The sequence below is a fragment of the Lysobacter sp. OAE881 genome (assembly GCF_040546665.1).
GTDB classification, from domain to species: Bacteria; Pseudomonadota; Gammaproteobacteria; order Xanthomonadales; family Xanthomonadaceae; genus Lysobacter_J; species Lysobacter_J soli.
On record NZ_JBEPOG010000001.1, the window covers coordinates 980,623 to 1,007,485 of the forward strand.

Genomic DNA, 26,863 nt, shown 5'->3' on the forward strand with positions numbered 1-26,863 from the left:
CTCCTCGCGTTTTGCTCGTCATTCCCGCGAAGGCGGGAATCCATGGACGTAGCTTTTTCAGGGAAGGGAATGGAACGAATCCCCTGCGTGTATCTGTTGGCCAGCAATCGCAATGGAACCTTGTACCTCGGAGTGACCAGCGATCCGATCAAGCGCATCTGGCAGCATCGCGAGCACGTCGTGGACGGATTCAGTGATCGCTACGATGTTACCCGACTGGTGTGGTTCGAGGTTCATGACACGATGGAGTCGGCGATCATGCGCGAGAAGCGCATCAAGAAATGGAATCGTGATTGGAAGATCAGGCTGATTGACGAGATGAATCCTTCATGGCGCGACTTGTGGCCTGAACTCGTCGGTATGAAACCGACAAGCAACGTCCATGGATTCCCGCCTTCGCGGGAATGACGAGCAAAGGCGAATACGCTTAATCCGAATCCCGAATCCCGAATCCCGAATCCCGAATCCCGAATCCCGAATCCCGAATCCCGAATGCCCCTCTACCACTACAAAGCCCTCAACCCGCGCGGCGAGCTGCTCGACGGCCAGATGGAAGCCGGCAGCAGTGCGGAAGTCGTCGCGCGACTGCAGGAGCAGGGCCATCTGCCGGTCGAGGCGAAGCTGGCGAGCGAGGCGTCGGGTGCGTCGGTGTGGAAGGGGCTGTTCAAGCCAAAGCCGTTCGCCGGTGCGCGGCTGGTGCAGTTCACGCAGCAACTGGCGACGCTGCTCGGTGCCGGGCAGCCGCTGGATCGCGCGCTGACCATCCTGCTCGAACTGCCGGAAGACGATGCCGCGCGTCGCACCATCGGCGACGTGCGCGATGCGGTGCGTGGCGGCAGTTCGCTGTCGACGGCACTGGAACGCCAGCACGGTACGTTCTCGCGCCTGTACGTGAACATGGTGCGTGCGGGCGAGGCCGGCGGCAGCCTGCAGGAAACCCTCGCGCGGCTGGCCGACTACCTGGAACGCACGCGCGCGCTGCAGGGCCGCGTCGTCAATGCGCTGATCTATCCGGCGATCCTGCTGGTGATGGTCGGTGGCAGCCTGCTGTTCCTGTTCGGCTACGTCGTGCCGCAATTCGGCGCGATGTACGAAAGCCTCGACGCTGAACTCCCGTTATTCACGAAGATCGTGCTGGGCATCGGCCTGTTCGTGCGCGACTGGTGGATCGTGCTGCTCGCGGTGCCGGCACTGGGCCTGTGGTGGTTCGATCGCAAACGACGCGACCCGGTGTTCCGCGAAGCCTTCGATGCGTGGCTGCTGCAGCGACGTTTCGTCGGCGGCCTCGTCGCGAAGGCCGAGACCGCGCGTCTGGCTCGCACGCTGGGCACGCTGGTGCGCAACGGCGTCCCGCTGATCACCGCGCTGGGCATCGGTCGCAACGTGCTCGGCAACCGCGTGCTGGCGGCGGATGTCGACGCGGCCGCGCAGGAGGTGAAGAACGGCGTCGCGCTCTCCACGGCGTTGGGTCGCGGCAAGCGGTATCCCCGCCTGGCGCTGCAGATGATCCAGGTCGGCGAGGAGTCCGGCGCGCTGGACGCCATGCTGGTGAAGACCGCCGAAACCTTCGAGCAGGAAACCTCCATCGCGCTGGACCGCATGCTCGCCGCGCTGGTGCCGGTGGTGACGATCGTCCTGGCGGCGGTGGTCGGCGTGGTCGTCCTGGCGGTGCTGATGCCGCTGTACGGGCTGACCAACGCGATTGGGTGAGCCCGCGCGTTTGCGAGCCACTGGCTCGCGCGCGGGCGAACGCCCGGCCAGGATTGGCCGGGCCGGGCGATCCGGAGACGGGGCGTGGCGCCATGGACGGCTGCACTGAACGAATTGAAGTCGATGCGAAGCGGCACTGCCGCGTGGCCTGCCGAACGACCGGGCATGGATGCCCGGGCAGGGCGATCGGAAGACGGAAACGTAGCGCCATGGATGGCCGTGGTCGAGCAATCGGAGCCTGCACCCAAAACACCCCAATTCACACCCGCGTCGCAGGAACTGAACATCGACCCCCGCAGTCAGACCACTGGCAACGATTTTCGGGTAAACATCCCCTTCTTCCTGACGCACCTTTCCAAGGAACCCCCATGCGCAACCGCCGTTCACTGACCCGTTCGCCGTCGGCCGCCCGCCAGCGCGGCATGAGCCTGATCGAGATCATCATCGTGATCGTGCTGATCGGCGCGGTGCTGGCCTTCGTCGGCAGCCGCGTGCTCGGCGGCAAGGATCGCGGCGACTACAACATCGCCAAGGCGCAGGTGCAGACGATGGCCGGCAAGATCGAATCCTTCCAGATGGACACCGGCCGCCTGCCGACCTCGCTGGAGGAGCTGGTCACCCAGCCCAGCGACGTGAACGGTTGGCTTGGTCCGTACGCGAAGGCGACGGAACTGAAGGATCCGTGGGGCCATCCGCTCGAGTACCGCGCGCCGGGCGAAGGCGGCCCGTTCGATCTGGTGAGCCTGGGCAAGGACGGCAAGCCCGGCGGCACCAGCGTCGATGGCGACATCAAGTACGAGTAAGCGACCCGTCGGAGCCGACATGCATCGCGCACGCGGCGTTTCCCTGCTGGAGATGCTGCTGGTGATCGCGTTGATCGCCGCCATCAGCGTGCTCGCGCTGGCGGCGATGAGCGGCGGGCGCGAAGGCATGCAACTGCGATCCAGCACGAAGCAGGTCGCCTCCGCGCTGCGTTTCACCCGCACGCATGCCATCGCGACGGGGCAACCGCAGCGCTTCACGCTCGATCCGGTCAAGCGCACCTGGACCGCGCCGATGGGTCGCAATGGCGACATTCCGCCGAACCTGAGCATCACCTTCACCGGCGCGCGCGAAGTGCAGCCCAGGCGCGGCGAGGGCGCGATCATGTTCTTCCCCGATGGCGCCAGTACCGGCGGCCGCGTGCAGCTCGGCGCGCGCAAGGCCGCCTGGAACATCGACGTCGCCTGGCTCACGGGCGAGGTGAAGATGAAGCGCGCGCAGGTGGGGGGATGAAGAGTGCGTTCGTCGAAGTGAGGAGTGAGCGGGGCGATCGCCCGGCGCCGTTGCGCCGTCGCGCTCCTGCTCACTCTTCACTCCTCTCCACTCGCTCCTCGCTTCAAGCCGGCTACACGCTGCTGGAAGTCATCGTCGCCTTCGCGTTGCTGGCGATGGCGCTGACGTTGCTGCTCGGCATCCTGTCCGGTTCGGCGCGGCAGGTGCGCCAGTCCGCCGACGCCGGACGCGCGGCCCTGTACGCGCAGTCGGTGATGGATCAGGTCGGCGTCGGCCAGCGCCTGGCGGCAAGCGAGCGCGACGGCGATTTCGAACAGGGCCGCTATCGCTGGCGCCTGCGCGTGGCGCCGTGGCGGGATCCAGCAGTCGCCGCGAGTGGCCAGCCGATGACACTGGGCGGGCCGGAGCTGTTCGAGGTCACGCTGGCGATGCAATGGGGCGACGGCCCCGGACAGCGGCTGCAACTGCGCACGCTGCGCATCGCCGCGGCCGGTAGCGGAGGCACGCTGCCATGACGCATGCACGTCCGTCGAATTCCCGTGCCTCGCGCGGCTTCACGTTGATCGAAGTGCTGATCGCGATGGTGCTGCTCGTCGCCGGTCTCGCGCTCGCGTTCGCGACGCTGGGCGCCGCCACGCGCACCGCCGCGCGCGGCGAAGCGATGGCCGATCGCAGCGAGCGCATGCGCGCGGTCGAAGGTTTCATGCGCACGCGCCTCACCGGCGCGCGGCCGATCGCGTTCGACATCGACCAGACACGCGCGATCGCGGTGCGCTTCATCGGCGAGCGCGAGCGCATGCGCTTCGTCGCCGACATTCCCGATTACCTCGGCCGCGGTGGCCCGTACCTGCACGATTTCAGGATCGAGGACGCCGGCGACGGCGCGCGCGTGACGCTGGCGCTCAGCATGGTGCAGGCCGGCAAGACGGTGGAGGAACGCGATCCGCGCCCGCCGGAGATGCTGGTCGACGGGCTGCGCGAGGTGCGTTTCCGTTATCGCGCACTCGATGAGGACGGCCGCCTGGGCGACTGGCTGGACGAATGGAAGGCGACCGAGCAACTGCCGTTGCTGGTCGAAGTGACGATGATCGATCGCGACGGCGCCGCGTGGCCGCCGCTGGTGGTATCGCTGCCGCTGGCGCCGGCTTTCAGCGCCTTCTCGCTGCCGGTGCAGACGCAATGACGCGCGCGCATCGCCACGCGTCGACATCGCCCCAGCGCGGCGCGGCACTGATCCTGGTGCTGTGGCTGATCGTGCTGCTGACGGCGTTGATCGGCGGCTTCGCGCTGGCGGCACGCGTGGAATCGCTGCAGGGCCGCGTGCTGGTTCGGGGACTCGTCGCATCGAACGCGGCGCGCGCGGGGCTCGAGTATTCGCTGACACGCGTCTCGTTGCCGGATGCACGCCTGCAATGGAAGCCCGACGGCACCGCGCATCGCTGGCGCTTTGGCGACGCGCGGGTCGAGGTGAAGATCGTCGACGAGAACGGCAAGCTCGACATCAACCAGGCGCCGCATCCCCTGCTGGCGGCGCTGATCCAGCGCAAGGGCGTGGAGCCGTCGGAAGCCGGGCGCATCGCCGGGGCGATCGTCGACTGGCGCGACGCCGACCTGCTGACCCAGCCCGGCGGCGGCGCCGAGGACGGCGACTACGAAGCGGCCGGCCGCCCCTATGGCGCCAAGGACGCGGAGTTCGAAAGCATCGCCGAGCTGCTGCAGGTGCTGGGCATGACGCCGGCGCTGTACGCGAAGCTCGAACCGGACCTGACGGTCTACAGCGGCCGCGCCCAGCCGGATCCGGCGTATGCCTCGGCGGAACTGCTCGATGCGATGGGGTTGAACGGTGCCGACCTGGTCGCCCAGCGCGGCCGGCCCGCCAGCGCGCTGCCGGTGGACGGCGCCCTGCCGGGCGCAAGCATGGTCGGCGCCGGCAGCGGCACCTATAGTATCGACAGCCGCGCGCGGCTTCCCGACGGTCGACAGTCGCTGCTGCGAGCGGTGGTTCGCACGGGCGGAGGGGGCTTGCCTGGCATGGCGTACGTGCCGTTGCGCTGGGAGGAGGGAGCATCACCGCGATGAACGCAAGGAGCGAAAGCCGGCCACCAACCCGGCCTGCCGCCGACTGGGCGCAGGACCGGCTGCGTCGCCTGGGTGCGCGTCTGGCGCCCGGCGCGGGCGGCTTCGCCCATTGGTGGGCGCACAACCTCGCGGCATGGCTGCCGGCGCGCGTCCGCCGCGTGCTCGGTTTCGACCGCGGCCGCCTGCTGATGCAGGTACAGGGCGACGCGGTGCAGGTGCGGTTGCAGCAAGGCGGCGATCTTCGCGACCTCGGCGCCGTGCCGCAGCTCGCGCTGCCGGGCGAGGACGCCATCGTCGCGCCGGTCGATCCGCTGGCGACGCTGCTTCCGCCGCGCCTGGCCGATCTGCCGCGCTGGCTCCTGCTCCCCGCCGCTGCCGGCCTTCGCCGGCCCCTGACCCTGCCGGGCGCTGCGGGCGACCGGCTTCGCGACGTCGTCGGTTTCGAGATCGACCGGCAGACGCCCTTTACCGCCGACAACGTCGCCTTCGACGCACGCGTGCTGGGCCGTCGCGATGCGGACGGCCTGATCGAGGCCGAACTCGTCGTCGTGCCGCGCCAGCGCCTCGACGCGCCGCTGTCGTCGTTAGGCCCGATGGCCGATTCGCTCGCCGGCATCGACCTGTGCGCCGAGAACGGCCAGCCGCTCGGCGTGAACCTGCTCGATCCGGCGCTGCGCCGTCGCCATGGCGACGCCTTCCGCTACTGGAACCTCGCGCTCGCCGCGGTGGCGGTGATCGCCGTCGCCGCGACGATGTGGCAGCTGCTCGCCAACCGCCGCGCCGCTGCCGATGAACTGGAAGCGCGCATCGCGAGCCAGGCGACCGCCGCGCGCAGCGCCGCCGCCGAACGGCAGGCGTTGATCGACCTGATCGAAGGCCAGGCCTTCCTCGACCGCGAACGCGCGCAGCGTCCGACCACGGTGGAAGTGCTCGACGAACTCACCCAGCGCCTGCCCGACAGCACGTACTTGGAAAAGCTGGCGATCGAGGACAACAACCTGCTGATGATCGGCCTCAGCCGCGAAGCCCCATCGCTGGTGCAGCGCCTGCAAGGTTCGAAGCTGTGGCGCGCGCCGTCGCTCACCGGCGCGCTGATGCCCGACCCGGTGAGCGGGCGCGATCGCTTCACCCTGACGGCCGAACTCGGCACGCCCGCATCGGCCGCACAGCGCGCGCCGGCGCCCTCGCAGCCGCAGCCGGAGGACGCCGATGGCGGTTGACCCGACGCACGCCCGTCCGCAGGTGCAGGCCGCCACGGCGACGCCGCGCATCGGTCGCGACCAGTGGCTCGCGCTCGGCCTGCTGCTGGCCGCGTTGCTGCTGGGTTATCTGATCCTCGTGCATCCGTGGTTCACCGCGCCGATGCTGGAAGCCAACGAGCGCGTCGAAAGCCTGCAACAGCGCGAACTTCGCCAGCGCATGCAGCTGCAGCAGGCGCCGCAGGTGCAGCAGCGCCTCGCGCAGGTGCGCGCGCAGCAGGCGCGTTCGCCGGGATTCCTGCCCGAAAGCAGCGCGGAGCTCGCGACGGCCGGCCTCGTGCAACGACTGGAACGCGTCGTCGCCGAAGCCAGTCCCGGCAATCGCAGTTGCGCGATCAGTAATCGCTCTCCGCTCAGCGAACCGCGTCGCGACCGCTATCCGCGCGTCATCGTGCAGGTGCGCCTGCGTTGCGGGACGCCGGAACTCATGAGCGTGCTCTACGCGCTGGAAGCCGGCTCGCCGCGGCTGTTCGTCGGCAATCTCAACCTGCTGTCCTCGCGCGGCTATTTCCTGCCGGGCGCGAACCAGCCCAGCGGCGATGGCGGCCTGGACGTGAGCTTCGATCTCTACGGCTACCTGCGTCCGTCGCCGAATGTCGCGGAGGTGTCCCGTGCGCCTCGATGACGCTGGCCCGCGCACCTGGTTGCTGGCGACCGTCGCCGGCTGGGCGGTGCTTGCGTGGCTGCTTGCGGTGTTCGGCATGGGTCGCCACGCGCAGGCGCTGGAGGCCGACCCTGGCCTGCTTCGCCCGCTGCCGAATGCGCGTCCGCCGGCGCCGCAGCGGCTCGGTCCGCTGTCGCAGTACGCGGCCATCGCGCAGCGTCCGCTGTTCTCGCAGGATCGCCTGCCCAAGCCCTTCTTCCTGCAGGGCGAAGGAGAGGGCGAGGGCCAGCAGACCGCGTTCGATTACGTGCTGACCAGCGTGCTGATCACGCCGACGCTCAAGATGGCGATCCTGCAACCGGCGGACGGCAGCGAATCGGTGCGCGTGAAGCTCGGTGAGGTGCCCGAATCGCATCCGGCCTGGCGGCTGACCTCGCTCGACGCGCGCAGCGCCGTTTTCGAAGGTCCCGAAGGTCGGCGCGAAATGACCTTGCGCGTGTTCGATGGAAACGGCGGCCAGCCTCCGACCGCGGTCGCCACGGCACCGGGCACGAACCGGCAGCAGCCGGTGGGCGTTCCGGTGCCGCCAGCCGCGGCGAACGCAGCCGCTGCGAACGCCGCGCGTCCGGGCAACGCCAGCGCGAACGCGCGTCCCGCGGGCAACGGCACCGCGTCGAACCGCAACGCAAACAACACCCAGACGCCGGCCCCGCCGCCGGCGCCCGAGCCCAGCGAAAACACGCCAATGACGCCGGAGGCGCAGATGGAAGCCATCCGCAAGCGGATCGAAGCACGTCGTGCACAGATGCGGCAGCAGCAATCCGAGCAACCCCCGGCCCAGACGCCTTGAGAGACCGCATGAATTCCCGTCCGATGAAGCTCCGCCCCGGCATCGCCGCACAGGCGATCGCCACCGCGACCATCGCCAGCCTGCTGGCCTCGTGCGCGACCGCCCCGGTGCCGAACATCCGGCGCGCTGACACGACCGCCGCGCAGCCCGGCGCTGCCGACGGCGCGCGCGGTGCAACGACGCAGGAACCCTTGCCCGAGTCGACCGATGCCGGCGATGCGCGTCCGCAGATCCGTCGCGGCACCGGCCAGGTCATCAACCGCAGCGCCGCGAGCGCACCGCCCCCGGGCCTGGGCGGCACGACCGGCTCGGCCACGTTCAATTTCGAAGGCGAATCGCTGCACGCGGTGGTGAAGGCGATCCTCGGCGACATGCTCGGCCAGAACTACGTGATCGCGCCGGGCGTGCAGGGCACCGTGACGCTCGCCACGCCCAAGCCGGTGAGCCCGGCCGAAGCGCTCAACCTGCTGGAAATGGTGCTGGGCTGGAACAACGCGCGCCTGGTCTACAGCGGCGGCCGCTACAACATCGTCCCGGGTGACCAGGCGCTTCCGGGCAACGTCGCCGCGCGCACCGGCGAGGCCAGCACCGCGCGCGGCTTCGAAGTGCGCACGGTGCCGCTGAAGTACGTCTCCGCGACGGAGATGGAGAAGATCCTCAAGCCGTACGCGCGCCCGAACGCGATCGTCAACGTCGACAACTCGCGCAACGTCATCACCGTGGGTGGCAGCCGCTCCGAACTCGAGAACTACCTGCGCACGATCGAGGTGTTCGACGTCGACTGGTTGTCGGGCATGTCGGTGGGCGTGTTCCCGCTGCAGTCGGGCAAGGCGACGCGCGTCGTGGCCGACCTGGAGAAGGTGTTCGGCGAGCAGAGCAAGTCGCCGGTCGCCGGCATGTTCCGCTTCATGCCGCTGGAAGGCGCGAACGCGGTGCTGGTCATCACCTCGCAGCCCAATTACCTCGACGACATCCAGCAATGGCTGGAGCGCATCGACAGCGCCGGCGGCACCGTGCAGCTGTATTCGTACGAACTGAAGTACATCAAGGCCAAGGACCTCGCGGACCGACTGGCCGACGTGTTCGGTTCCGGCCGCGGGCGGGCAGTCGGGCGAAAGTGGCGGTCCGCCGTCGCTGATGCCGGGCCTGGAATCGGTCGAACTGAAGGACAACAGCGACGCCAGCGGCAGCACGGCGACGCTCGGCAGCGACACCGGCAGCAGCAGCGGCACCGGAACGGGCGGCAACGGCACGCTCTCGCTGAGCCAGCAGCAGAGCGGCAACGCGAGCCTCACGCTCGACGTCAACGGCGATCGCGTCGGCGTGTCGGCGGTGGAGGAAACCAATTCGATCATCGTGCGCAGCAGCCCGTCTGCGTGGAAGTCGATCCGCGACGTGATCGAACGCCTCGACGTCATGCCGATGCAGGTGCACATCGAGGCGCAGGTCGTCGAAGTGCAGCTCAAGGGCGACCTGAAGTACGGCGTGAACTGGTACTTCGAACGCGCCGTCACCGACGCCGGCCTGCCCGATGCCGTCGGCCGCACGACGTGGAGCACGCTGGCCGGCAGCATCCAGCCGGCCACCGGCAACCCGGCAGGCTTGGCGTGGACCTTTCTCGGCCGCAACGCCGCCGCGGTGATCAGTGCGCTGGACCAGGTCACCGACCTGCAACTGTTGCAGACGCCGTCGGTGGTCGTGCGCAACAACGCCGAGGCGACGCTCAACGTCGGCAGCAAGATCCCGATCTCGTCGGTGACGTTCAATCCGACCACCGGCAGCGACAACACCTACAGCCAGGTGCAGTACCTGGACACCGGCACGATCCTGAAAGTGCGCCCGCGCGTGGCAAAGGACGGCGTCGTGTTCCTGGACATCGTGCAGGAAGTCAGCTCGCCCGGCGCGCAGGACACGGCCGACCGCAACGGCAACGTGCGCATCGACACGCGCAAGCTCAAGACCGAAGCGGCCGTGCAGAGCGGCGACACGGTCATGCTCGCCGGCCTGATCAGCGACGGCGTGGAGCGCGGCGCGTCCGGCTTCCCGGGCCTGAGTCGCATCCCGGTGATCGGCGGCCTGTTCGGCCAGCAGCGTTCGAGCAAGACGCGCAATGAAGTCATCGTGCTGCTGACGCCCACCATCGTGCGCAACCCGCAGGAAGCGCGCGACATGACCGACGAATACACCCGCCGCTTCCGCGCGATGGAACCGCTGCAGAAGACGCCGCGCCGGCCAGGCCAGCAACAGTGACCAAGGCGGCCGCCGCTCCGGCGGTCGTCGGGCCCATCGTGATCGTCCCGGTCGGAACGGACGACGACGCGCTCGACGCCTGCCTGGCCGCACTCGATGCCGCCACCGCGCCGGGCACGCCGGTGTGGCTGGCCGACGACGCGCAGGCGGGCCCGCGCGGCTACGCGATCATCGAACGCTGGATCGCGCGCACCGCATTGAAGGCCGACTACACACGCCGCCAGCGCAGCGTGGGAGAAGTCGCGCACCTGGACGAAGTGCTCGCCGCGTGTGGCGATGCCGATGTCGCGGTGCTCGCGAGCGATGCCTTGCCGGCGCCGGGGTGGTTGTCGCGCCTGTCGTCGGCCCTCGCCAGCGATGGCGCGATCGCTACCGCCACGCCCTGGAGCAACGCGGGCGAAGCGGCTTCGTGGCCGCGCATTGGCGAGATCGATCCGGTGCCCGACGACCTCGAACGCATCGCGCGCGGGGCAAAGGCGATGCCCGCGCTGCACCCGGAACTGCCCGCCGCCGTGAGCCACGCCGTGCTGCTCCGCGGCGCGGCCCGACGTCGCGCCGGCGGCCTGGACTCGACCAGCTACGCATCGTGGTACGCCGCGCTGATCGACCTGTCGTTGCGACTGGCCGGGCTGGGCTGGCGCAACGCGCTGTGCGATACCGCGTTCGTCGCCCGTCGCGGCGAAGGCGGCCCCTTCGACGGCGACATGGACGCGCTCGCCGCGCGCTGGCCCGACTGGCACGCGCGACTGGCCAATTACCTGATGCAGGATCCGCTGCGTGCCTCGCGCGTGCAGCTGGCGTCGCTGCTCGAACACCTCGGACCCCCGGAACCGCAACGTGATCTCTTCGTCTGACGCCAGCGCCGGCATCGCCGCGGTGGTGGTGACCTACCGCAGCGCCGAAACCATCGACGATTGCCTCGCGCGCCTGCGCGCGGCCGACGGCGTGGCGGCCATCCGCGTGGTCGACAACAACTCCGACGACGGCACGCTGGAAATCGTCCAGCGCCACGCCAGCAGCGACGCGCGCGTGCGCTTCATCGCCAATCCCGACAACCCCGGCTTCGGCGTCGCCTGCAACCAAGGCGCGGGCGATGCGGGCGAAGGCGTGCAATGGCTGGCCTTCGTCAACCCCGACTGCATGGTCGAACACGACACGCTCTCTCGCCTGCGCGCATTGGCCGCACCGCAGGGCGAAGCGCTGCTGGGTGCCGACCTGGTCGATGACGACGGCGTGCGCGACGGGGCGGCGCGTCGTCGCGATCCCGACTTCGCCGCGATGCTCTCTGCCGCGCTCGGCGGCACGCCCGCGCCGAAACTCGAACTTCCCGTCGACGACACGCGCGCGCTGCAAGCGGTCGAAGCCGTCTCGGGCGCGTTGATGCTGATGCCGCGCGCGCTGTTCGATCGCCTGCACGGCTTCGACGAAGGCTATCGCCTGCACGCCGAAGACCTGGACCTTTCGCGTCGCGCGCGCGAGTCCGGCGCGCTCGTCGCCGTCGCCAACCACGTGCGCGTGTTGCACGTGCGCGGCGTGTCGAGCCGCTCACGTCCGTTCTTCGTCGAATGGCACAAGCATCGCGGCCTGTGGCGCTATTACCGCAAGTTCGAGGCGCCGCGCCGCAGTGCCGGCATGAGCGCGGCGGTGTTCGCGGCGATCTGGCTGCGGTTCCCGCTCGCCTACCTGAAGGCGAAGGCGCGCTGATCGCTACTCCAGCGCGAACCGCACCACGAACAACGCCGCCACCAGCCACACCGCCGCGTGCACTTCGCGCGCGCGGCCGGTGAAGAGCTTGAGCACCGCGTAGGCGATGAATCCGAACGCGAGGCCATTGGCGATCGAATAGGTGAACGGCATCGCGAGCGTGCACAGCGCGGCGGGGATCGCTTCGGTGAGGTCATCCCAGTGCACGTCGCCGAGTTCGCGCAGCATCAACCCGGCGACGAAGAGCAGCGCGGGCGCGGTCGCGTACGGCGGCACCATGCCGGCCAGCGGCGAGAACAGCAGCGCCAGCAGGAACAGCGCGGCGACGACCAGCGCGGTAAGCCCGGTGCGTCCGCCGGCCTGCACGCCGGACGCGCTTTCGATGTACGCCGTCGTGCTGCTGGTGCCGAGCACGGAACCGGCGAGGATCGCCGTGCTGTCGGCGAACAACGCACGGCCGAAGCGCTTCTGCTGCGCGGCGGAGGCGTCGTCGGGCGGAAGCAGGCCCGCGCGACGCGCGACGCCCATCAGCGTGCCGGTCGCATCGAACACTTCCACCAGCACGAACACGATCACCACGTGGAGCATCGCGGCGATGGAGAACCCGTCGCCGCCGCCCAGTGCGCCGCGGATGTCCAGCTGCATGAACGTGGCCGCGAGGCTCGGCGGAAGATCGACGATGCCATGGTACTGCACGCGTCCGAACACCAGCGCGGTGGCGGTGACGGCGAGGATCCCGATGAGGATCGCGCCACGCACGCGCCATGCTTCCAGGACGGCGATAAGCAGGAAACCCGCGACGGCGAGCAGCGGTTCGGGTTCGCGCAGATCGCCGAGTGCGACGAGTGTGTCGGGGTCGCCGACGATCAGCTCGGATTTCTGCAGCGCGATGATCGCAAGGAACAGGCCGATGCCGGCGGTGATCGCGCTGCGCAGCGAGTGAGGGATGCCGGCGATCAGCCATGCACGCGCGCCGGTGATGCTGAGCAGCAGGAACACCACGCCCGAGACGAACACCGCACCGAGCGCCTGCTGCCACGTGTAGCCCATCGCGCCGACGACCGTGAAGGCGAAGAACGCGTTGAGGCCCATCCCCGGCGCCATGCCGACCGGGTAATTGGCGGCGAAGGCCATCACGAGCGAGCCGATCGCCGCCGCCAGGCACGTGGCGACGAACACCGCGCCGGTGTCCATGCCCGTGTTGCCGAGCACGCTCGGGTTGACGAAGACGATGTAGGACATCGTAAGGAACGTGGTCAGGCCGGCGACCAGTTCGGTGCGCACGTCGGTACCGTGCTGGCGCAGCCTGAACAGCGAATCCAGCGCGCGGGGGGCGGGGCGGGCCATCGGGAATCCTGGGGGAGCATGCGGGGGCATGCGGGATGATCGGAGAGGGTAGCCCGCGCCGACGACCCGAAGCATCGGGAAATGGTCGCCCGCGCGGCGTGACGTTTCCGACCGGCCCGGTGGCCGGTTTGTGTCGCTCGATGCCGTCGTTTTCACGCGTTGCACACATTGGATGCAAAACCTGCGGACGCCGTCACGTTCAGCATTTTCAAAAGGCGACGGAGCGCCGGTTGTGACGGGCCGGCGGGCGCTACCGTGCGCACCGCTCGCCGCGTGCTCGCGGCCGACAGGGGAAAACGAATGGACATCAGGCAGGGTGCGCGGGCCGGCATGCTCGCGCTTGCGCTGTGCACGCTCGCCGCGTGCGGCGGGGGCGGTGGCGGCGATGACGGCGGTGGTACCTACGTTCCGCCGGCCAGCGGTGGCGGCGGTGGCGGAACGCCGTCGACGCCCGAACCGCCGGCGCCGTATCCGGACCTCCCGGCGACCGACGCCGACGCCGCCCGTTTCCTGACGCAGGCCACCTTCGGCCCGACCGCGACCGAAATCGCGCGGGTGCGCCAGATCGGCTACAAGCGCTGGATCGACGACCAGCTCGCGCAGACGCCGACGCTGATCCTGCCGCATCTGCAGCAGCTGGTAACCAACGGCGTGGCCACGCCGACGCCGCAGAATCGCCGCAACTACTGGCTGTGGCAGACGGCGAACGCACCCGACCAGCTGCGCATGCGCATGGCGTTCGCGCTCAGCGAGATCATGGTGGTGTCCGACCGCGAAGTTGCCGACGGCAACGCCACGGTGTTCCGCATCGCCGACTACCAGGACACGCTCGCACGCGGCGCGTTCGGCAGCTACCGCACGCTGCTGGAGAAGGTGTCCGTGCATCCGGCGATGGGGTACTTCCTCAGCCACGTCGGCAATCGCAAGGCCGATCCGCGCCGCAACATCACGCCCGACGAGAACTACGGCCGCGAAGTGATGCAGCTGTTTTCCATCGGCCTGGTGAAGCGCAACAAGGACTTCAGCCCGGTGCTGGACGCCAACGGCCAGACCATCCCGACCTACGACGAGCAGGTCGTCAGCGCGATGGCGCGCGTGTTCACCGGCTGGACCTACGCGGGCCAGACCGATGCGCAGTTCGGCCGCGGCGACAACACCAGCTACGCGCCGATGGAATGCCATCCCGCATTCCATGACGACCAGCCCAAGCAGATCTTCGACGGCATCGTGGTCAGCGAAGGCAACAACTGCACGGCGAGCATGACCAAGACGGTGCAGGCGCTCGCAGACCACAGCAACACCGCGCCGTTCATCAGCCGCCAGCTCATCCAGCGCTTCGTCACCAGCAATCCGACGCCGCAGTACGTCGAGCGTGTCGCCAAGGTGTGGGACACGAGCAAGGGCGACCTCGGCCAGGTGATCCGCGCGATCCTGCTCGACACCGAAGCGCGCCTGCCGCCGCCCAACGGCTCCTTCGGCAAGCCGCGCGAGCCGCTGGTGAAGCTCGCCACGCTGTGGCGCGCGTTCAACGCGCAGTACGTGCCCAACGCCATGGGCGAGGTGCGGTTCGCGTTCTCGAACGCGGGCGACCTGGCCAACTCGCTGCAACAGGATTCGCAGCGCGCGCCGTCGGTGTTCAACTTCTTCGAACCCGATTACCGACTGCCCGCGGCCGACGGCGTGCAGGGCATGTTCGCGCCGGAGTTCCAGATCCTCACCGAGGCGACGTACCTGAGCATGCTCAACCAGCACGATTCGCTGGTGTGGAACAACGCCGCGACGCCGCCCACGACCACGCCGAACGCGCCGTACCTCGACCTCACCAAGCTCACCACGATGGCCGAAGGAAACGACCATGCCGGCATGGTGGCGCAGGTGAACCTGCTGCTGTTCCACGGCGCGCTGAGCAGTGCCAACGCGCAGGCGATGGTGGGGATGCTCGACCGCCTCGGCGCCGCCAAAGAAACCGCCGCCAATCGCGCCAAATCGCTGGTGCTGCTGGCGATGGCCACTCCCGAATTCGCGATCCAGCGCTAGGAGCCCGTCATGTCCCGTCCCATTCGCGAAGACCGCCGCGCGTTCCTGCGTCGCGTGCAGGCCGTGATCGCCGGCGGCGCCGCGTACGCGCTGATGCCGCAGCTGGAGCTGGTCGGCCGCGCGTTTGCCGCCGAGCCGCTGCCCGGCAACGACTACAAGGCGCTCGTTTGCATCTTCCTGTTCGGCGGCAGCGATTCGTTCAACATGCTGATCCCGCATGACTCGGCCGAGCATGCGACGTACCTCACCAGTCGTGGTGGCGTGTTCGAAGCGACCTCGAACCCGTTCGGCCTGGGTTACGCGCGCGACACGCTGGTGCAGGTCGCCGACACCAACGGCAAGACCTGGGGCCTGAATCCCTCGTGCGCGGCGATGAAGCCGCTGTTCGATGCGGGCGAACTGTCGTTCCTGGCGAACGTCGGTTCGCTGACCGTGCCGCTGACGAAGGAAGACGTCACCAAGCGTTTGAAGACGTTGCCGCCGTACCTGTATTCGCACAACGACCAGCAGAAGCAGTGGATGCGCGGGCACACCAACCGTGCCGGCGTCACCGGCTGGGGTGGCCTGCTCGGCGATCGCGCGGAAGCGTCGAACCTCGGGCTGCAATCGCTGCCGCCGTCGATCTCCATCGCCGGCAGCAACCTGTTCCAGTTCGGCCGCACGACGCTGCCGTTCGCGATGGGCTCGGGCGGCGCGACGACGGTCAACCGTGTCCGCAACAACGGCAGCGCCGCCGACCGCGTCCGCTACGAGTCGCTGCGCGCGATCATCGAGTCCCAGCACAACCCGATCCTGCAGGACCAGTACGCGGTGATCGGCGAAAGCGCGATCAACCTCAACGACACGCTGCGCGTCACGCTGGATCCGGCCAACGGCGGCGACATCGCCACGGTGTTCCCGACCGGCAGTGGCGTCGCGTCGCAGCTGCGCATGGTCGCGCGCATGATCAAGGCCGCGCGTACCTCGGCGATCAACCATCGTCGCCAGATCTACTTCGTGAGCCTGGGCGGCTTCGACACGCACCAGAACCAGATGGCCGCCAACGGCCACGGCCGCCTGCTGCAGCAACTGGCCGAAGGCCTCGCGGCCTTCCGCACGGCGTTGTCGGAGATCAACGCGCTCAACGACACGGTGACCTTCACCATGAGCGACTTCGCGCGCACGCTCAACAGCAACGGCAACGGTACCGACCACGGTTGGGGCGGCGTGCAGCTGGTGATGGGCGGCTCATCCACCAACGGCGGCGCGCTGCGCGGCAAGCAGGTGTGGGGCAGTTACCCGATCCTGGAACTGGACGGCGCGCAGGCCGTGGGTCGCGGCCGCATGGTGCCGACGATGTCGGTCAGCCAGATGGGCTCGACGCTGGCGCAGTGGTTCGGTTTGCCGGCAGGCGAGGTGGGGACGATCTTCCCGGGGATCGAGAACTTCGATCCGAAGATCGGGTTCCTGGGGTGAGGCTCGGTCGCCGACGACCGCGGCGACGGATCCGTTTCAAGCCCCTCTCCCAGCGGGAGAGGGGTTGGGTGAGGGGTAACGGAGCGACAGCGGTGAACGATCGCTCCCGCACAGCGCTGCGCTGTGGCTTCCCGCCTCGATCGTCAAATCAGAATGGGTTCCAGCTTTCGCGGGAACAACGCTGAACGTTGTTCGCCGGAGGCGAGGGCCGAAGGTCGCCAACCTGGGTCCCGGCATTCACCGGGATGACGATGGACGCGCGTCGGCAACTGACGACTTCGTGCGCTGCCAGGGCAGCGCACCACCTCAACGAAACCGGTTGATCTGATCCCGCAACTCGCGCGCCGCATTCGCCGCGGCTTCGGCGTAGTCGTCGCCCTTGGACGCGTACAGGATCGCGCGCGAACTGCTCACCATCAGGCCCGTGCCCGCGGCGTTCTTCGCGTTGGTGACGACCGCTTCGACATCGCCGCCCTGCGCGCCGACGCCCGGCACCAGGAACGGCACGTCGTCGCCGACGATCGCGCGAACTTCCTTCAGCTGCGCCGGCCAGGTTGCACCCACCACGAGCAAGCAGTTGCCGTTCGTGTTCCACTCGCGCGCTACTTTCTCCGCGACGTGCTGGTACAGCGGACGTCCGTCGATGACGAGGTCCTGCAGGTCGCCCGCACCGGGATTCGACGTGCGGCACAGGATCACCACGCCGCGATCGGCGCGATCGAGGAACGGCTGCACCGAATCGCGGCCGAGATACGGGTTGGCCGTCACCGCGTCGGCGGCGTAGCGATCGAAGGCCTCGGCGGCGTAATGCTGCGCCGTGCTGCCGATGTCGCCGCGCTTGCTGTCGAGGATGACCGGCACGCCGGGATGCGTGGCGTGGATGTGCGCGATGAGTCGCGCGAGTGCGTCTTCGGCGCCGAGCGCGGCGAAGTGCGCGATCTGCGGCTTGAACGCGCAGGCGTATTGCGCGGTCGCGTCGGCGATGTCGCGGCAGAAGGAGAACACGGCATCGGCGTCGTTGGCGAACCGGGCCGGGAATTTCGCCGGTTCCGGATCGAGGCCCACGCAGACCAGCGAGTCGGCGTCGTTCCAGCGCTGTTTCAGGGATGACGTGAAGGTCATGCTGGCCTCGGCATTCGATGGATCTTGTTGACGGGCGTCGATCCTGCGCCCGCAGGACCGACGCGTAACCGCAACGACACTGGATCCCGGCTTTCGCCGGGATGACGAACCGCCAAAGGCGCCCGCGCTACGCGCGGACGCGCCGCTTCGTCACTTCAGCGCCTTGAAACGCAGGCGGTGCGGCTGGGCGCCTTCCGCGCCGAGGCGACGCTTCTTGTCTTCCTCGTATTCGCGGTAATTGCCCTGGAAGAACTCCACGTGCGAGTCGCCTTCGAAGGCGAGGATGTGCGTGGCGATGCGGTCCAGGAACCAGCGATCGTGCGAGATGACGAACGCATTGCCCGGGAACTCGAGCAGCGCGTCTTCCAGCGCGCGCAGCGTTTCGATGTCCAGGTCGTTGGACGGTTCGTCGAGCAGCAGCACGTTGCCGCCCTGCAGCAGCGTCTTGGCCATGTGGAGGCGGCCGCGTTCACCGCCGGACAGCGAACCGACCATTTTCTGCTGGTCCTGGCCCTTGAAGTTGAAGCGGCCGATGTAGGCGCGCGACTGGATCTCGATGCCGTTGATGTTGAGGATGTCCAGGCCGCCGGAGACTTCCTGGAACACGTTGTGGTTGCCGGTCAGCGCATCGCGGCTCTGGTCGACGTACGCGAGCTTCACGGTCGAGCCCATGTCGATCTCGCCCGAATCCGGCTTCTCCTGGCCCGTGATCATCTTGAACAGCGTCGACTTGCCGGCGCCGTTGGGGCCGATGATGCCGACGATCGCGCCCGGCGGAACCGAGAACGACAGGTTGTCGATCAGCAGGCGATCGCCGAACTTCTTGCTGACGTTCTTGAACTCGACGACCTTGTTGCCCAGGCGCTCGCCCGGCGGAATGAAGATCTCGTTGGTTTCCTGGCGGCGCTGGTAATCGACCGACTGCAGTTCTTCCATGCGCGCAAGGCGCGCCTTGCCCTTGGAACGGCCGCCCTTCGCATTCTGGCGCGACCACTCCAGTTCCTTCTGGATGGCCTTCTGGCGGGCCTTTTCCTGGTTCTCTTCCTGCTTCAGGCGCTCGTCCTTCTGGACCAGCCATTCGGTGTAGTTGCCCTTCCACGGAATGCCGCGGCCGCGGTCGAGTTCGAGGATCCACTCGGCGGCGTTGTCGAGGAAGTAGCGATCGTGCGTGACGGCCACGACGGTGCCGGTGTAGCGCGCGAGGAACTGCTCCAGCCATTCGACCGATTCGGCGTCGAGGTGGTTGGTCGGTTCGTCGAGCAGCAGCATGTCCGGCTTCTGCAGCAGCAGGCGGCACAGCGCGACGCGGCGCTTCTCGCCGCCCGACAGGTTGCCGATCTTGGCGTCCCACGGCGGCAGGCGCAGCGCGTCGGCGGCGACTTCCAGCTGGTTTTCCAGCGTGTGCGCATCGCCGGCAGCGAGGATGGCTTCCAGGCGTTCCTGTTCCTTGGCGAGCGCGTCGAAGTCGGCGCCTTCCTCCGCGTAGGCGGCGTAGACCGCTTCCAGCGCGGCCTGGGCGTTGATGACCTCGCCCACGCCTTCCTCGACGGCTTGGCGCACCGTCATCTCGGGATCGAGCTGCGGTTCCTGCGGCAGGTAGCCGACCTTGATGCCCGGCTGCGGACGCGCTTCGCCGACGAAGTCGGTGTCCACGCCGGCCATGATCTTCAGCACGGTGGACTTGCCGGCGCCGTTGAGGCCGAGCAGGCCGATCTTCGCGCCCGGGAAGAAGGACAGCGAGATGTCCTTGATGATCTGACGCTTCGGCGGCACGACCTTGCTGACGCCGTTCATGGTGTAGATGTATTGCATGCGCTCTCCGGAACCGGGACGCGCCCATGCCGGCCGGGTTGGCCTGGTCGGGCGGATGGAAGCGGCGATTATCCCGCACGCGGCGCGGGTTTCCCAGTCTGATCGGCCGGTGCGCTTCAGTTTGGCGGCTCCCTTCTCCGCCTCGCGGGAGAAGGTGCCCGGCAGGGCGGATGAGGGCAGGGCGGCCTGCCCTCACCCCAACCCCTCTCCCGCTTGCGGGAGAGGGGTTCAAGGCTCAGATCCAGACGATGAAAACCACCGCGAGCGCCACGGCGGCGTATTTCAGCCCGTAATACAGCGACTTGTTGCGCTCGCGCAGGCCCTTGGCCTTCAGGCGCAGGGCGTAGAAGTACTTGAACAGCCGGTTGAAACCGCCGGTCTTGTCGCCTTCCTGGTTCGGCGAGGCGCCGGCGGCGATCAGGTTCCGCGCGACGAAACGGTTGAAGGCGCGGGCCGGGGCGGTGTGCAGCGGGCGCTCCACGTCGCAGAACAGGATGATCCGGTTGCCCTGCGTCTCGTTGCGGGCGCTGTGGATGTAGGTCTCGTCGAACATCGTCCACTCGCCGTCGCGCCAGCTGTAGCGCTGGCCGTCGACCTCGATGAAGCAGCCGTCGTCGTTGGGCGTTTCCAGCCCCAGGTGCAGGCGCAGCGAGCCGGCGTAGGGGTCGCGGTGCGGGCGCAGCTCGCTGCCCGGCGGCAGCTCGGTGAACATCGCCGCCTTCACGCTCGGAATCTGCTTCAGCAGTGCAGTCGTCTGCGGGCACAACTCGGCGGCCGAAGGGTGCGCGTCGTCGTACCACTTCAGGTAGAAGCGCTTCCAGCCGCGGCGGAAGAACGAATTGAAGCCCACGTCCGTGTAGCCGTCGGCGGCCTTGATGTGCTGCAGTTCGCGCAGGCGCAGGGCCTCGGCGCGGATCGCCTGCCAGTTCTGGCGGAGCGACTCCAGCTCGGGGAAGTGGCGGCCCGGATCGGCGATGAACGGCGTGGTCGGCACGCGCGAGAACGCGTACATCAGCACGTTGATAGGGGCCATGAAGGTGGAGTGGTCCAGCAATTGCCGGCCCAGGCGGTGCCGAACCCGGCCGCGGTAGTGCACGTACACCGCGCTGGCGAGGAACAGCAGGACGAAGACCCATTTCACGGTCGGAGGTTTCCCTGTGGGGTGGGGGGCGGAACGCTCGCATTGACGGCCGACCGGCCGGGTGCTCGCTGGCCGCATTTTAAGCCCTGGGCTACCATCTTCGCCCCGGCCAAGGCCGCTTTTCCGGGCCCCCGCCGGCCCCCGCCCATCCACGCCCGAGGTTGCCGAATGTTCCCCAGCTCCGCCCGCATCGCCGGTTACGACGATGAACTCGCCCAGGCCATCGCCAACGAGGCGCGCCGCCAGGAGGACCATGTCGAGCTGATCGCCTCGGAGAACTACGCCTCGCCGCGCGTGATGGAGGCCCAGGGCAGCGTGCTGACCAACAAGTACGCCGAGGGCTATCCGGGCAAGCGCTATTACGGCGGCTGCGAGTACGTGGACGTCGCCGAGCAGCTCGCCATCGAGCGCCTGAAGCAGCTCTTCGGCGCGGGCTCCACGGAAGATATGTACGCCAACGTCCAGCCGCATTCGGGCTCGCAGGCCAACCAGGCCGTGTACCTGGCGCTGCTGAACCCGGGCGACACGATCCTGGGCATGTCGCTGGCGCACGGCGGCCACCTGACCCACGGCGCCAAGGTCAACGTCAGCGGCAAGCTGTTCAACGCGATCCAGTACGGCGTGAACGACCAGGGCCTGATCGACTACGACGAAGTCGAGAAGCTCGCGCTGGAGCACAAGCCGAAGATGGTCGTCGCCGGTTTCTCGGCGTACTCGCAGCAGATCGACTGGGCGCGCTTCCGCGCCATCGCCGACAAGGTCGGCGCGTACCTGTTCGTCGACATGGCGCACGTGGCCGGCCTGGTCGCCGCCGGCGTCTACCCGAACCCGCTGCCGCACGCGCACGTGGTTACCTCGACCACGCACAAGACGCTGCGCGGCCCGCGCGGCGGCATCATCGTCGCGAAGGGCGCCGGCGAGGAAATCGAGAAGAAGCTGCAGTCGATCGTCTTCCCGGGCATCCAGGGCGGTCCGCTGATGCACGTCATCGCCGCCAAGGCCGTGGCCTTCAAGGAAGCGCTGGAGCCGGAATTCACCGCCTACCAGCAGCAGGTCGTGAAGAACGCGCAGGCGATGGCGAAGACGATCATCTCGCGCGGCTACAAGATCGTGTCCGGCGGCACGCAGAACCATCTGATGCTGATCGACATGATCGGCAAGGGCGTGACGGGCAAGGACGCCGAAGCCGCACTGGGCAAGGCGCACATCACGGTCAACAAGAACGCGGTGCCGAACGACCCGCAAAAGCCGTTCGTCACCTCCGGCCTGCGCATCGGTACACCGGCGGTCACCACGCGCGGTTACGGCGAGGCCGACTGCATCGAACTTGCCAACTGGATCTGCGACGTGCTCGACGCGCCGAAGGACGACAACGTCATCGCCGCCGTGCGCGAGAAGGTGACGGCGCAGTGCGCGAAGTTCCCGGTGTACGGCTGAAAGGCGGGGATTCGGGATGAAGGGATTCGGGATTCGCAATCGACGTTACGCGCTTTCGCTTTTCCGAATCACGAATCCCGAATCACGAATCCCGGCCTGATATGCACTGCCCTTTCTGCCAGCACCCCGACACGCGCGTGATCGATTCGCGCGTGTCCGACGACGGCGCGACGATCCGCCGTCGTCGCGTCTGCGAAGCCTGCGGCGAGCGTTTCTCGACGCAGGAAACCATCGAACTCAAGCTGCCGCTGATCATCAAGAGCGACGGCCGCCGCGAGGCGTTCGACGCGCGCAAGCTGCGCGCGAGTTTCGATCGCGCGCTGCAGAAGCGCCCTGTCTCCGAAGAACAGATCGAATCGTCCGTTCGCGCGGTCGTGCATCACCTGCGCATGACGGCCGAACGCGAACTGCCGTCGCGCCGCGTAGGCGATTTCGTCATGACCGAGCTGCGCAAGCTCGACCACGTCGCGTACGTGCGCTTCGCCTCGGTGTACCGCGCGTTCCAGGACGTGGCGGATTTCCGCGAGGAACTCGATCGCCTCGAAAGCGACAGCTCCGCCGAAGGCCAGTTGCCGCTGCTCGACGAGGAAGCAGAGCCGTCGCCGCGCAAGGGCAAGCGCTGATGGCCTTCACGGCGACCGACCACGCGATGATGGCGCGCGCGCTGCGCCTGGCCAAGCGCGGCGCGTACACGACCAAGCCCAATCCGATGGTCGGCAGCGTGATCGCGCACGGCGAGGAAATCGTCGGCGAAGGCTGGCACGAGCGCGCCGGCGAGCCGCACGCGGAAGTGCATGCGCTGCGCGCCGCGGGCGAACGCGCGAAAGGCGCGACTGCCTACGTCACGCTGGAACCGTGCGCGCACACCGGGCGCACCGGTCCGTGCGCCGATGCGCTGATCGCCGCCGGCGTTTCGCGCGTGATCGCGGCGATGCGCGATCCGTTTCCGCAGGTTGACGGCGCGGGTTTCGACAAGCTCCGTGCCGCTGGAATCGAGGTTGCCTCGGGCCTGATGGAAGCGCAGGCGCGCGCGCTCAATCGCGGATTCCTTTCGCGCGTGGAGCGAGGTCGTCCGTGGCTGCGCGTCAAACTCGCGACCAGCCTGGATGGGCGCAGCGCGCTCGCCAATGGCGAATCGAAGTGGATCAGCGGCGAGGCTTCGCGCCTGGACGTGCAGCACTGGCGCGCGCGTAGCGGCGCGATCGTCACCGGCGCAGGCACCGTACTCGCCGACGATCCTGCCCTCACGGTGCGCATGGGCGACGACACGCCGTTCGTGCCGCCGCTGCGCGTGGTGCTCGATCCCGGCTTGGCGACCGTCGCGCGCGGTCGCGTGCGCGAAGGCGACGCGCCGACGCTGTACCTGCACGCGCCCGACGCGAAGCCGCCACGCGGCCTGCTTGCGCAGCACGCGGCCGTGCCGCTGCGCGATGGCCGGTTCGACCTGCATGCGGTGCTTGCGCTGCTCGCCGGGCGCGGCGTCAACGAAATCCAGCTCGAAGCCGGCGCGACGCTGGCCGGCGCGTTCCTCGGCGCGGGCCTGGTCGACGAAGTGCTGTTGTACGTCGCGCCCGTGCTGCTCGGCGAACGCGCGCGGCCGATGTTCGACGGCCTCGCGATCGACACGATGACGCAGAAGCTGAAGATGGCGATCGTGGAATCGCGCTATATCGGGCAGGACATCCGACTGCTGCTGCGGCCCGAATCGACAGTCTGATAGGACCACCGCGGAGGCGCAGATGAGCGGCTTCAAGGACCATTTCTCCGGCATCGCCGATGCGTACGCGCAAGCGCGTCCGGAGTATCCCGACGAATTGTTCGACACGATCGCCGCCGTCGTTCCGCGCGACGCACGCGTGTGGGAACCCGGCTGCGGCAGCGGGCAGGCGACGCGCGGACTCGCCGCGCGCTTCGCGCACGTGCACGCGACCGAGCCGAGCGCGAAGCAGCTCGCGCAGCACTGGGCGCAGCCGGGCACGGACAAGGTGAGCCTCGCGGTGGAGCCGGGCGAGCGCACCGCGCTGCCGGACGCGAGCGTCGAGTTGATTGCGGTCGCGCAGGCGCTGCACTGGTTCGACCGGGCGAAGTTCTTCGCCGAATGCGAACGCGTGCTCGCGCCCGGCGGCGTGCTGGCGGCGTGGGGTTACGCGGATTTCATCGCGCCGGAAGGCATGCTCGACGAGGTCGAGGCGTTCCGCAGTCGCATCGACCCGTACTGGCCGCCGGAACGCGAACAGATCGACGCGCACTACGCCGGCTACGACTGGCCGTTCCCGGCGCTGCCCGCGCCATCGCTGTGGCTGGAGATGGACTGGTCGCTCGCGCATTTCCTGCGTTACCTGTCGAGCATGTCGGCCGTGGCGCGCTGCACTGCGGCCACCGGCGAGGATCCCGTCGCCCGACACGGCCCGTCGCTGGCCGCGGCGTGGGGCGATCCGGACGAGACGCGGACGATCCGCTGGCCGCTGTTCCTGCACCTTCGCCGCAAGGGCTGACGGGCCGGCGTCATCGGCGGAACACTCCATCCGGCGGGCCTTCCGGGACCGGATGCTAGAATCCGCTGGCCGGCTCGCCGGCAACCACAACACGTAACGTCTTCAGGGCGGGGTGCAATTCCCCACCGGCGGTAGGTGCGGTGGCGCTGTCGAAGGCGCCGTTCGCACGAGCCCGCGAGCGCTTCGACATCGTTGCGGATCCCGTGCGGATTCCACGACGCGAAGGTCAGCAGATCCGGTCCGATGCCGGAGCCGACGGTCGGAAAGCGCGAGCTTTCCGGAAAGTCCGGATGAAAGAAGACAGCCGCACACGGCCTCGCGCCGTGCGCCTGCCTCATGCCTTGAGGCGTTTTTCGCTCATTCTTGAACGGGAAACGTTTCATATGCAGGTCCGTCTGCCAAAGCCCGCACATCCATGTGCGGGAATCTCAAACAAGGCACAGCTCCGCTCTCGCGTCTTCGTGCGTTCAATGGAGGCGCGCTGATGTTCACCGGCATTATCGAAGGCGTCGGCCGTCTCGCCGCGCTTGAACACCGCGGCGGCGACGTCCGCCTCACCGTCGACGTCGGCTCGCTGCCGTTCGACGCCGTGCAACTGGGCGAGAGCATCGCCGTCAACGGCGTGTGCCTGACGGTGATCGAGTTCGACGCCCGCAGTTTCGCCGCCGACGCCTCCAACGAAACGCTCGCGCTCACCACGCTGGGCGCGCTTGCGGTCGGCGACGCGGTGAACCTGGAGCGCGCGATGCGTCCGACCGATCGCCTCGGCGGACATCTGGTCAGCGGGCACGTCGATGGCCTCGGCCGCGTCGAGCGCATCGAACCCGACGCGCGCGCGCAACGCTGGCGTTTTTCCGCGCCGGCGCCGCTGCTACGCTACATCGCGAAGAAGGGCTCGATCTGCGTCGATGGCGTCAGCCTCACGGTGAACGAAGTCGACGGTGCGGGCTTCGACGTCGCGCTGATTCCGCACACCGTCGCGCACACTCGTTTCGCGCACACGCAGGTGGGCGACGCGGTGAACCTGGAAATCGACCTGGTCGCGCGCTACGTCGAGCGCCTGCTCGCCGGCCGCGCGGGGGAATAACGCCATGCCTTTCAGCCCGATCCCCGAACTGCTCGAGGAAATCCGCAACGGCCGCATGGTCGTTATCGTGGACGACGAAGACCGCGAGAACGAAGGCGACCTGATCATGGCCGCCGAACTCGTGCGGCCGCAGGACATCAACTTCATGGTCACGCATGCGCGCGGCCTGGTGTGTTTGTCGCTCACGCGCGAGCGCTGCCGCCAGCTCGGCCTGCCGCCGATGGTGCGCGACAACACCTCGCCGCACCACACCAACTTCACCGTCAGCATCGAAGCGGCCGAAGGCGTGACCACGGGCATCAGCGCCTACGATCGCGCGCATACCGTGCGCACGGCGGTGCGGCCGGACGCGTCGGCAAGCGATCTCTCGCAGCCCGGCCACATCTTCCCGCTGCAGGCGCAGCCGGGCGGCGTGCTCAACCGCGCGGGACACACCGAAGCGGCGAGCGACCTGGCGCTGCTCGCGGGCCTTGAACCTGCCGGCGTGCTGGTGGAGATCCTCAACCCCGACGGCAGCATGGCGCGCCGGCCGGAACTGGAAGCCTTCGCCGCCGAGCACGGGCTGAAGATCGGCTCGATCGAGGAGCTGATCCGCTACCGCCTCGAGACCGAGCACACCATCGAGCGCGTGGATGCGCGCGAGATCGAGACCGAGCACGGCCCGTTCGAACTGTTCACCTACCGCGACCGCCTGAGCCACGCGCTGCATTTCGCGCTGCGCCGCGGCGAGCCGGACGTCGCCACGCCGACGCTGGTGCGCGTGCACGTGCAGAACCCGCTGGCCGACGCATTGCACTGGCGGCGCCCGGACTTCGGCCCGGCGGTGGGCGACGTGCTGAAGGCGATCGCCGCCGAAGGCCGCGGCGCGCTGGTGCTGCTGGCCGACCACGCCGACGCCGACGCGCTGCTGGCGCGTATTCGCGCCCCCCAGCATGCCGACGAGGCCGGCGCGGGCCGCGGCCACGCGCTCGCCGAATGGCGGCGCAACGGCGCCGGCGGCCAGATCCTCGCCGACCTCGGCCTCGGCAAGCTCCGCGTGCTGGGCACGCCGCGCAAGCAGATCGGCCTGGCGGGGTTCGGGCTGGAGGTCGTCGAGTACGTCGAGATCTCGCACTGACCCCGCCGTCGGCCCGCGCCCGCCCCCCTTACCCGGGCTGGCGGGCCGGTCGGGTAAACTTCCCGCCCTTCACGAAGAACGC

24 protein-coding genes, 1 pseudogene and 1 riboswitch are annotated in these 26,863 nt (G+C 68.6%); of the genes and pseudogenes, 21 read left to right on the top strand and 4 right to left on the bottom strand.

Translation table 11 applies throughout. The features are described from left to right. Nucleotides 1–42: 42 nt before the first annotated feature. The 13 genes and pseudogenes from ABIE51_RS04525 to ABIE51_RS04585 all read left to right on the top strand — a co-directional run bounded on the left by ABIE51_RS04525 (nt 43) and on the right by ABIE51_RS04585 (nt 11,731). Complete coding sequence (locus tag ABIE51_RS04525; protein ID WP_343226635.1) at nt 43–408, top strand: GIY-YIG nuclease family protein; 366 nt, start codon at nt 43–45, stop codon at nt 406–408. 84 nt (nt 409–492) lie between these two features. Beyond that, nucleotides 493–1,710, top strand: coding sequence for a type II secretion system protein XpsF (gene xpsF, locus ABIE51_RS04530; protein ID WP_115841381.1), 1,218 nt, complete (start codon nt 493–495; stop codon nt 1,708–1,710). A 368-nt stretch (nt 1,711–2,078) separates the two neighbouring features. Beyond that, nucleotides 2,079–2,513 carry a type II secretion system major pseudopilin GspG gene (gspG, locus tag ABIE51_RS04535; protein WP_115841382.1) on the top strand — a complete coding sequence of 145 codons (435 nt, stop codon included), beginning with the start codon at nt 2,079–2,081 and terminating at the stop codon, nt 2,511–2,513. Further along, on the top strand, nt 2,491–2,985 hold the full coding sequence (gene xpsH / locus ABIE51_RS04540) for a type II secretion system protein XpsH (protein WP_502913253.1): 495 nt from the start codon (nt 2,491–2,493) through the stop codon (nt 2,983–2,985). The genes gspG and xpsH overlap by 23 nt, the downstream gene beginning before the upstream one ends. Next, entirely contained in the window at nt 2,982–3,500 is a 519-nt protein-coding gene (gene xpsI, locus ABIE51_RS04545) for a type II secretion system protein XpsI (protein WP_192632391.1), read from the top strand. Before xpsH ends, xpsI begins: the two co-directional genes overlap by 4 nt. After that, nucleotides 3,497–4,168 (top strand): prepilin-type N-terminal cleavage/methylation domain-containing protein, encoded by a 672-nt coding sequence (locus ABIE51_RS04550; protein WP_157029379.1) that lies wholly within the window; start codon nt 3,497–3,499, stop codon nt 4,166–4,168. Before xpsI ends, ABIE51_RS04550 begins: the two co-directional genes overlap by 4 nt. Next, nucleotides 4,165–5,064 (top strand): type II secretion system minor pseudopilin, encoded by a 900-nt coding sequence (locus ABIE51_RS04555; protein WP_192632392.1) that lies wholly within the window; start codon nt 4,165–4,167, stop codon nt 5,062–5,064. The genes ABIE51_RS04550 and ABIE51_RS04555 overlap by 4 nt, the downstream gene beginning before the upstream one ends. After that, nucleotides 5,061–6,284 (top strand): PilN domain-containing protein, encoded by a 1,224-nt coding sequence (locus ABIE51_RS04560; protein WP_192632393.1) that lies wholly within the window; start codon nt 5,061–5,063, stop codon nt 6,282–6,284. The genes ABIE51_RS04555 and ABIE51_RS04560 overlap by 4 nt, the downstream gene beginning before the upstream one ends. Then, the gene (gspM, locus tag ABIE51_RS04565; protein ID WP_192632394.1) at nt 6,274–6,948 is read left to right on the top strand and encodes a type II secretion system protein GspM; all 675 of its coding nucleotides are present in this window, start codon (nt 6,274–6,276) and stop codon (nt 6,946–6,948) included. Before ABIE51_RS04560 ends, gspM begins: the two co-directional genes overlap by 11 nt. Continuing rightward, nucleotides 6,935–7,777 (top strand): type II secretion system protein, XpsN-like, encoded by an 843-nt coding sequence (locus tag ABIE51_RS04570; protein WP_192632395.1) that lies wholly within the window; start codon nt 6,935–6,937, stop codon nt 7,775–7,777. The genes gspM and ABIE51_RS04570 overlap by 14 nt, the downstream gene beginning before the upstream one ends. 23 nt (nt 7,778–7,800) lie before the next feature. After that, nucleotides 7,801–10,027: pseudogene (gspD, locus tag ABIE51_RS04575) on the top strand (type II secretion system secretin GspD). Next, nucleotides 10,024–10,881: a glycosyltransferase gene (locus tag ABIE51_RS04580; protein ID WP_253336557.1), complete on the top strand. Its 858-nt coding sequence runs from the start codon at nt 10,024–10,026 to the stop codon at nt 10,879–10,881. Before gspD ends, ABIE51_RS04580 begins: the two are co-directional and overlap by 4 nt. After that, on the top strand, nt 10,868–11,731 hold the full coding sequence (locus ABIE51_RS04585; RefSeq protein WP_253338136.1) for a glycosyltransferase family 2 protein: 864 nt from the start codon (nt 10,868–10,870) through the stop codon (nt 11,729–11,731). The genes ABIE51_RS04580 and ABIE51_RS04585 overlap by 14 nt, the downstream gene beginning before the upstream one ends. A gap of 3 nt (nt 11,732–11,734) precedes the next feature. Here the strand turns inward: ABIE51_RS04585 and ABIE51_RS04590 are convergent, their stop codons facing one another. Then, nucleotides 11,735–13,078, bottom strand: coding sequence for an NCS2 family permease (locus ABIE51_RS04590; RefSeq protein WP_192632396.1), 1,344 nt, complete (start codon nt 13,076–13,078; stop codon nt 11,735–11,737). A 300-nt stretch (nt 13,079–13,378) separates the two neighbouring features. On the opposite strand from ABIE51_RS04590, the gene ABIE51_RS04595 reads away from it, so the two are divergent. Together ABIE51_RS04595 and ABIE51_RS04600 are read left to right on the top strand one after the other, a co-directional pair. Further along, nucleotides 13,379–15,115 carry a DUF1800 domain-containing protein gene (locus ABIE51_RS04595; RefSeq protein ID WP_192632397.1) on the top strand — a complete coding sequence of 579 codons (1,737 nt, stop codon included), beginning with the start codon at nt 13,379–13,381 and terminating at the stop codon, nt 15,113–15,115. Between the two features lie 9 nt (nt 15,116–15,124). Further along, a complete protein-coding gene (locus ABIE51_RS04600) occupies nt 15,125–16,570 on the top strand; it encodes a DUF1501 domain-containing protein (protein ID WP_192632398.1) in 1,446 nt (481 codons plus the stop codon). 306 nt (nt 16,571–16,876) lie between these two features. On the opposite strand, the gene pyrF is transcribed toward ABIE51_RS04600, so the two are convergent. The 3 genes from pyrF to lpxO form a co-directional block, all read right to left on the bottom strand. After that, nucleotides 16,877–17,692: an orotidine-5'-phosphate decarboxylase gene (pyrF, locus tag ABIE51_RS04605; protein ID WP_192632399.1), complete on the bottom strand. Its 816-nt coding sequence runs from the start codon at nt 17,690–17,692 to the stop codon at nt 16,877–16,879. A 150-nt stretch (nt 17,693–17,842) separates the two neighbouring features. Continuing rightward, a complete protein-coding gene (gene ettA, locus ABIE51_RS04610; RefSeq protein ID WP_115841395.1) occupies nt 17,843–19,504 on the bottom strand; it encodes an energy-dependent translational throttle protein EttA in 1,662 nt (553 codons plus the stop codon). Nucleotides 19,505–19,739: 235 nt separating this feature from the next. After that, nucleotides 19,740–20,645: a lipid A hydroxylase LpxO gene (gene lpxO, locus ABIE51_RS04615; protein ID WP_354503538.1), complete on the bottom strand. Its 906-nt coding sequence runs from the start codon at nt 20,643–20,645 to the stop codon at nt 19,740–19,742. A gap of 168 nt (nt 20,646–20,813) precedes the next feature. On the opposite strand from lpxO, the gene glyA reads away from it, so the two are divergent. From glyA to ribB, 6 genes are all read left to right on the top strand, one after another. After that, nucleotides 20,814–22,082 (top strand): serine hydroxymethyltransferase, encoded by a 1,269-nt coding sequence (glyA, locus tag ABIE51_RS04620; protein WP_192632401.1) that lies wholly within the window; start codon nt 20,814–20,816, stop codon nt 22,080–22,082. Nucleotides 22,083–22,183: 101 nt separating this feature from the next. After that, nucleotides 22,184–22,705, top strand: coding sequence for a transcriptional regulator NrdR (nrdR, locus tag ABIE51_RS04625; RefSeq protein ID WP_115841398.1), 522 nt, complete (start codon nt 22,184–22,186; stop codon nt 22,703–22,705). Then, nucleotides 22,705–23,799, top strand: coding sequence for a bifunctional diaminohydroxyphosphoribosylaminopyrimidine deaminase/5-amino-6-(5-phosphoribosylamino)uracil reductase RibD (ribD, locus tag ABIE51_RS04630; protein ID WP_192632402.1), 1,095 nt, complete (start codon nt 22,705–22,707; stop codon nt 23,797–23,799). The genes nrdR and ribD overlap by 1 nt, the downstream gene beginning before the upstream one ends. A 22-nt stretch (nt 23,800–23,821) precedes the next feature. Beyond that, nucleotides 23,822–24,577 carry a class I SAM-dependent methyltransferase gene (locus ABIE51_RS04635; RefSeq protein WP_192632403.1) on the top strand — a complete coding sequence of 252 codons (756 nt, stop codon included), beginning with the start codon at nt 23,822–23,824 and terminating at the stop codon, nt 24,575–24,577. 94 nt (nt 24,578–24,671) lie between these two features. Beyond that, nucleotides 24,672–24,883: riboswitch (FMN riboswitch) on the top strand. 178 nt (nt 24,884–25,061) lie between these two features. Next, complete coding sequence (locus ABIE51_RS04640; RefSeq protein WP_192632404.1) at nt 25,062–25,664, top strand: riboflavin synthase; 603 nt, start codon at nt 25,062–25,064, stop codon at nt 25,662–25,664. Between the two features lie 4 nt (nt 25,665–25,668). Beyond that, nucleotides 25,669–26,781 (top strand): 3,4-dihydroxy-2-butanone-4-phosphate synthase, encoded by a 1,113-nt coding sequence (ribB, locus tag ABIE51_RS04645; protein WP_157029393.1) that lies wholly within the window; start codon nt 25,669–25,671, stop codon nt 26,779–26,781. Nucleotides 26,782–26,863: the final 82 nt, after the last annotated feature.

What these genes read in the sequence shown, in the direction of transcription:
- ABIE51_RS04525 (WP_343226635.1), top strand. Translation starts at nt 43, where the DNA reads ATGGACGTAGCTTTTTCAGGGAAGGGAATGGAACGAATCCCCTGCGTG.
- xpsF (WP_115841381.1), top strand. Translation starts at nt 493, where the DNA reads ATGCCCCTCTACCACTACAAAGCCCTCAACCCGCGCGGCGAGCTGCTC.
- gspG (WP_115841382.1), top strand. Translation starts at nt 2,079, where the DNA reads ATGCGCAACCGCCGTTCACTGACCCGTTCGCCGTCGGCCGCCCGCCAG.
- xpsH (WP_502913253.1), top strand. Translation starts at nt 2,491, where the DNA reads ATGGCGACATCAAGTACGAGTAAGCGACCCGTCGGAGCCGACATGCAT.
- xpsI (WP_192632391.1), top strand. Translation starts at nt 2,982, where the DNA reads ATGAAGAGTGCGTTCGTCGAAGTGAGGAGTGAGCGGGGCGATCGCCCG.
- ABIE51_RS04550 (WP_157029379.1), top strand. Translation starts at nt 3,497, where the DNA reads ATGACGCATGCACGTCCGTCGAATTCCCGTGCCTCGCGCGGCTTCACG.
- ABIE51_RS04555 (WP_192632392.1), top strand. Translation starts at nt 4,165, where the DNA reads ATGACGCGCGCGCATCGCCACGCGTCGACATCGCCCCAGCGCGGCGCG.
- ABIE51_RS04560 (WP_192632393.1), top strand. Translation starts at nt 5,061, where the DNA reads ATGAACGCAAGGAGCGAAAGCCGGCCACCAACCCGGCCTGCCGCCGAC.
- gspM (WP_192632394.1), top strand. Translation starts at nt 6,274, where the DNA reads ATGGCGGTTGACCCGACGCACGCCCGTCCGCAGGTGCAGGCCGCCACG.
- ABIE51_RS04590 (WP_192632396.1), bottom strand. Translation starts at nt 13,078, where the DNA reads ATGGCCCGCCCCGCCCCCCGCGCGCTGGATTCGCTGTTCAGGCTGCGC.
- ABIE51_RS04595 (WP_192632397.1), top strand. Translation starts at nt 13,379, where the DNA reads ATGGACATCAGGCAGGGTGCGCGGGCCGGCATGCTCGCGCTTGCGCTG.
- ABIE51_RS04600 (WP_192632398.1), top strand. Translation starts at nt 15,125, where the DNA reads ATGTCCCGTCCCATTCGCGAAGACCGCCGCGCGTTCCTGCGTCGCGTG.
- pyrF (WP_192632399.1), bottom strand. Translation starts at nt 17,692, where the DNA reads ATGACCTTCACGTCATCCCTGAAACAGCGCTGGAACGACGCCGACTCG.
- ettA (WP_115841395.1), bottom strand. Translation starts at nt 19,504, where the DNA reads ATGCAATACATCTACACCATGAACGGCGTCAGCAAGGTCGTGCCGCCG.
- glyA (WP_192632401.1), top strand. Translation starts at nt 20,814, where the DNA reads ATGTTCCCCAGCTCCGCCCGCATCGCCGGTTACGACGATGAACTCGCC.
- nrdR (WP_115841398.1), top strand. Translation starts at nt 22,184, where the DNA reads ATGCACTGCCCTTTCTGCCAGCACCCCGACACGCGCGTGATCGATTCG.
- ribD (WP_192632402.1), top strand. Translation starts at nt 22,705, where the DNA reads ATGGCCTTCACGGCGACCGACCACGCGATGATGGCGCGCGCGCTGCGC.
- ABIE51_RS04635 (WP_192632403.1), top strand. Translation starts at nt 23,822, where the DNA reads ATGAGCGGCTTCAAGGACCATTTCTCCGGCATCGCCGATGCGTACGCG.
- ABIE51_RS04640 (WP_192632404.1), top strand. Translation starts at nt 25,062, where the DNA reads ATGTTCACCGGCATTATCGAAGGCGTCGGCCGTCTCGCCGCGCTTGAA.
- ribB (WP_157029393.1), top strand. Translation starts at nt 25,669, where the DNA reads ATGCCTTTCAGCCCGATCCCCGAACTGCTCGAGGAAATCCGCAACGGC.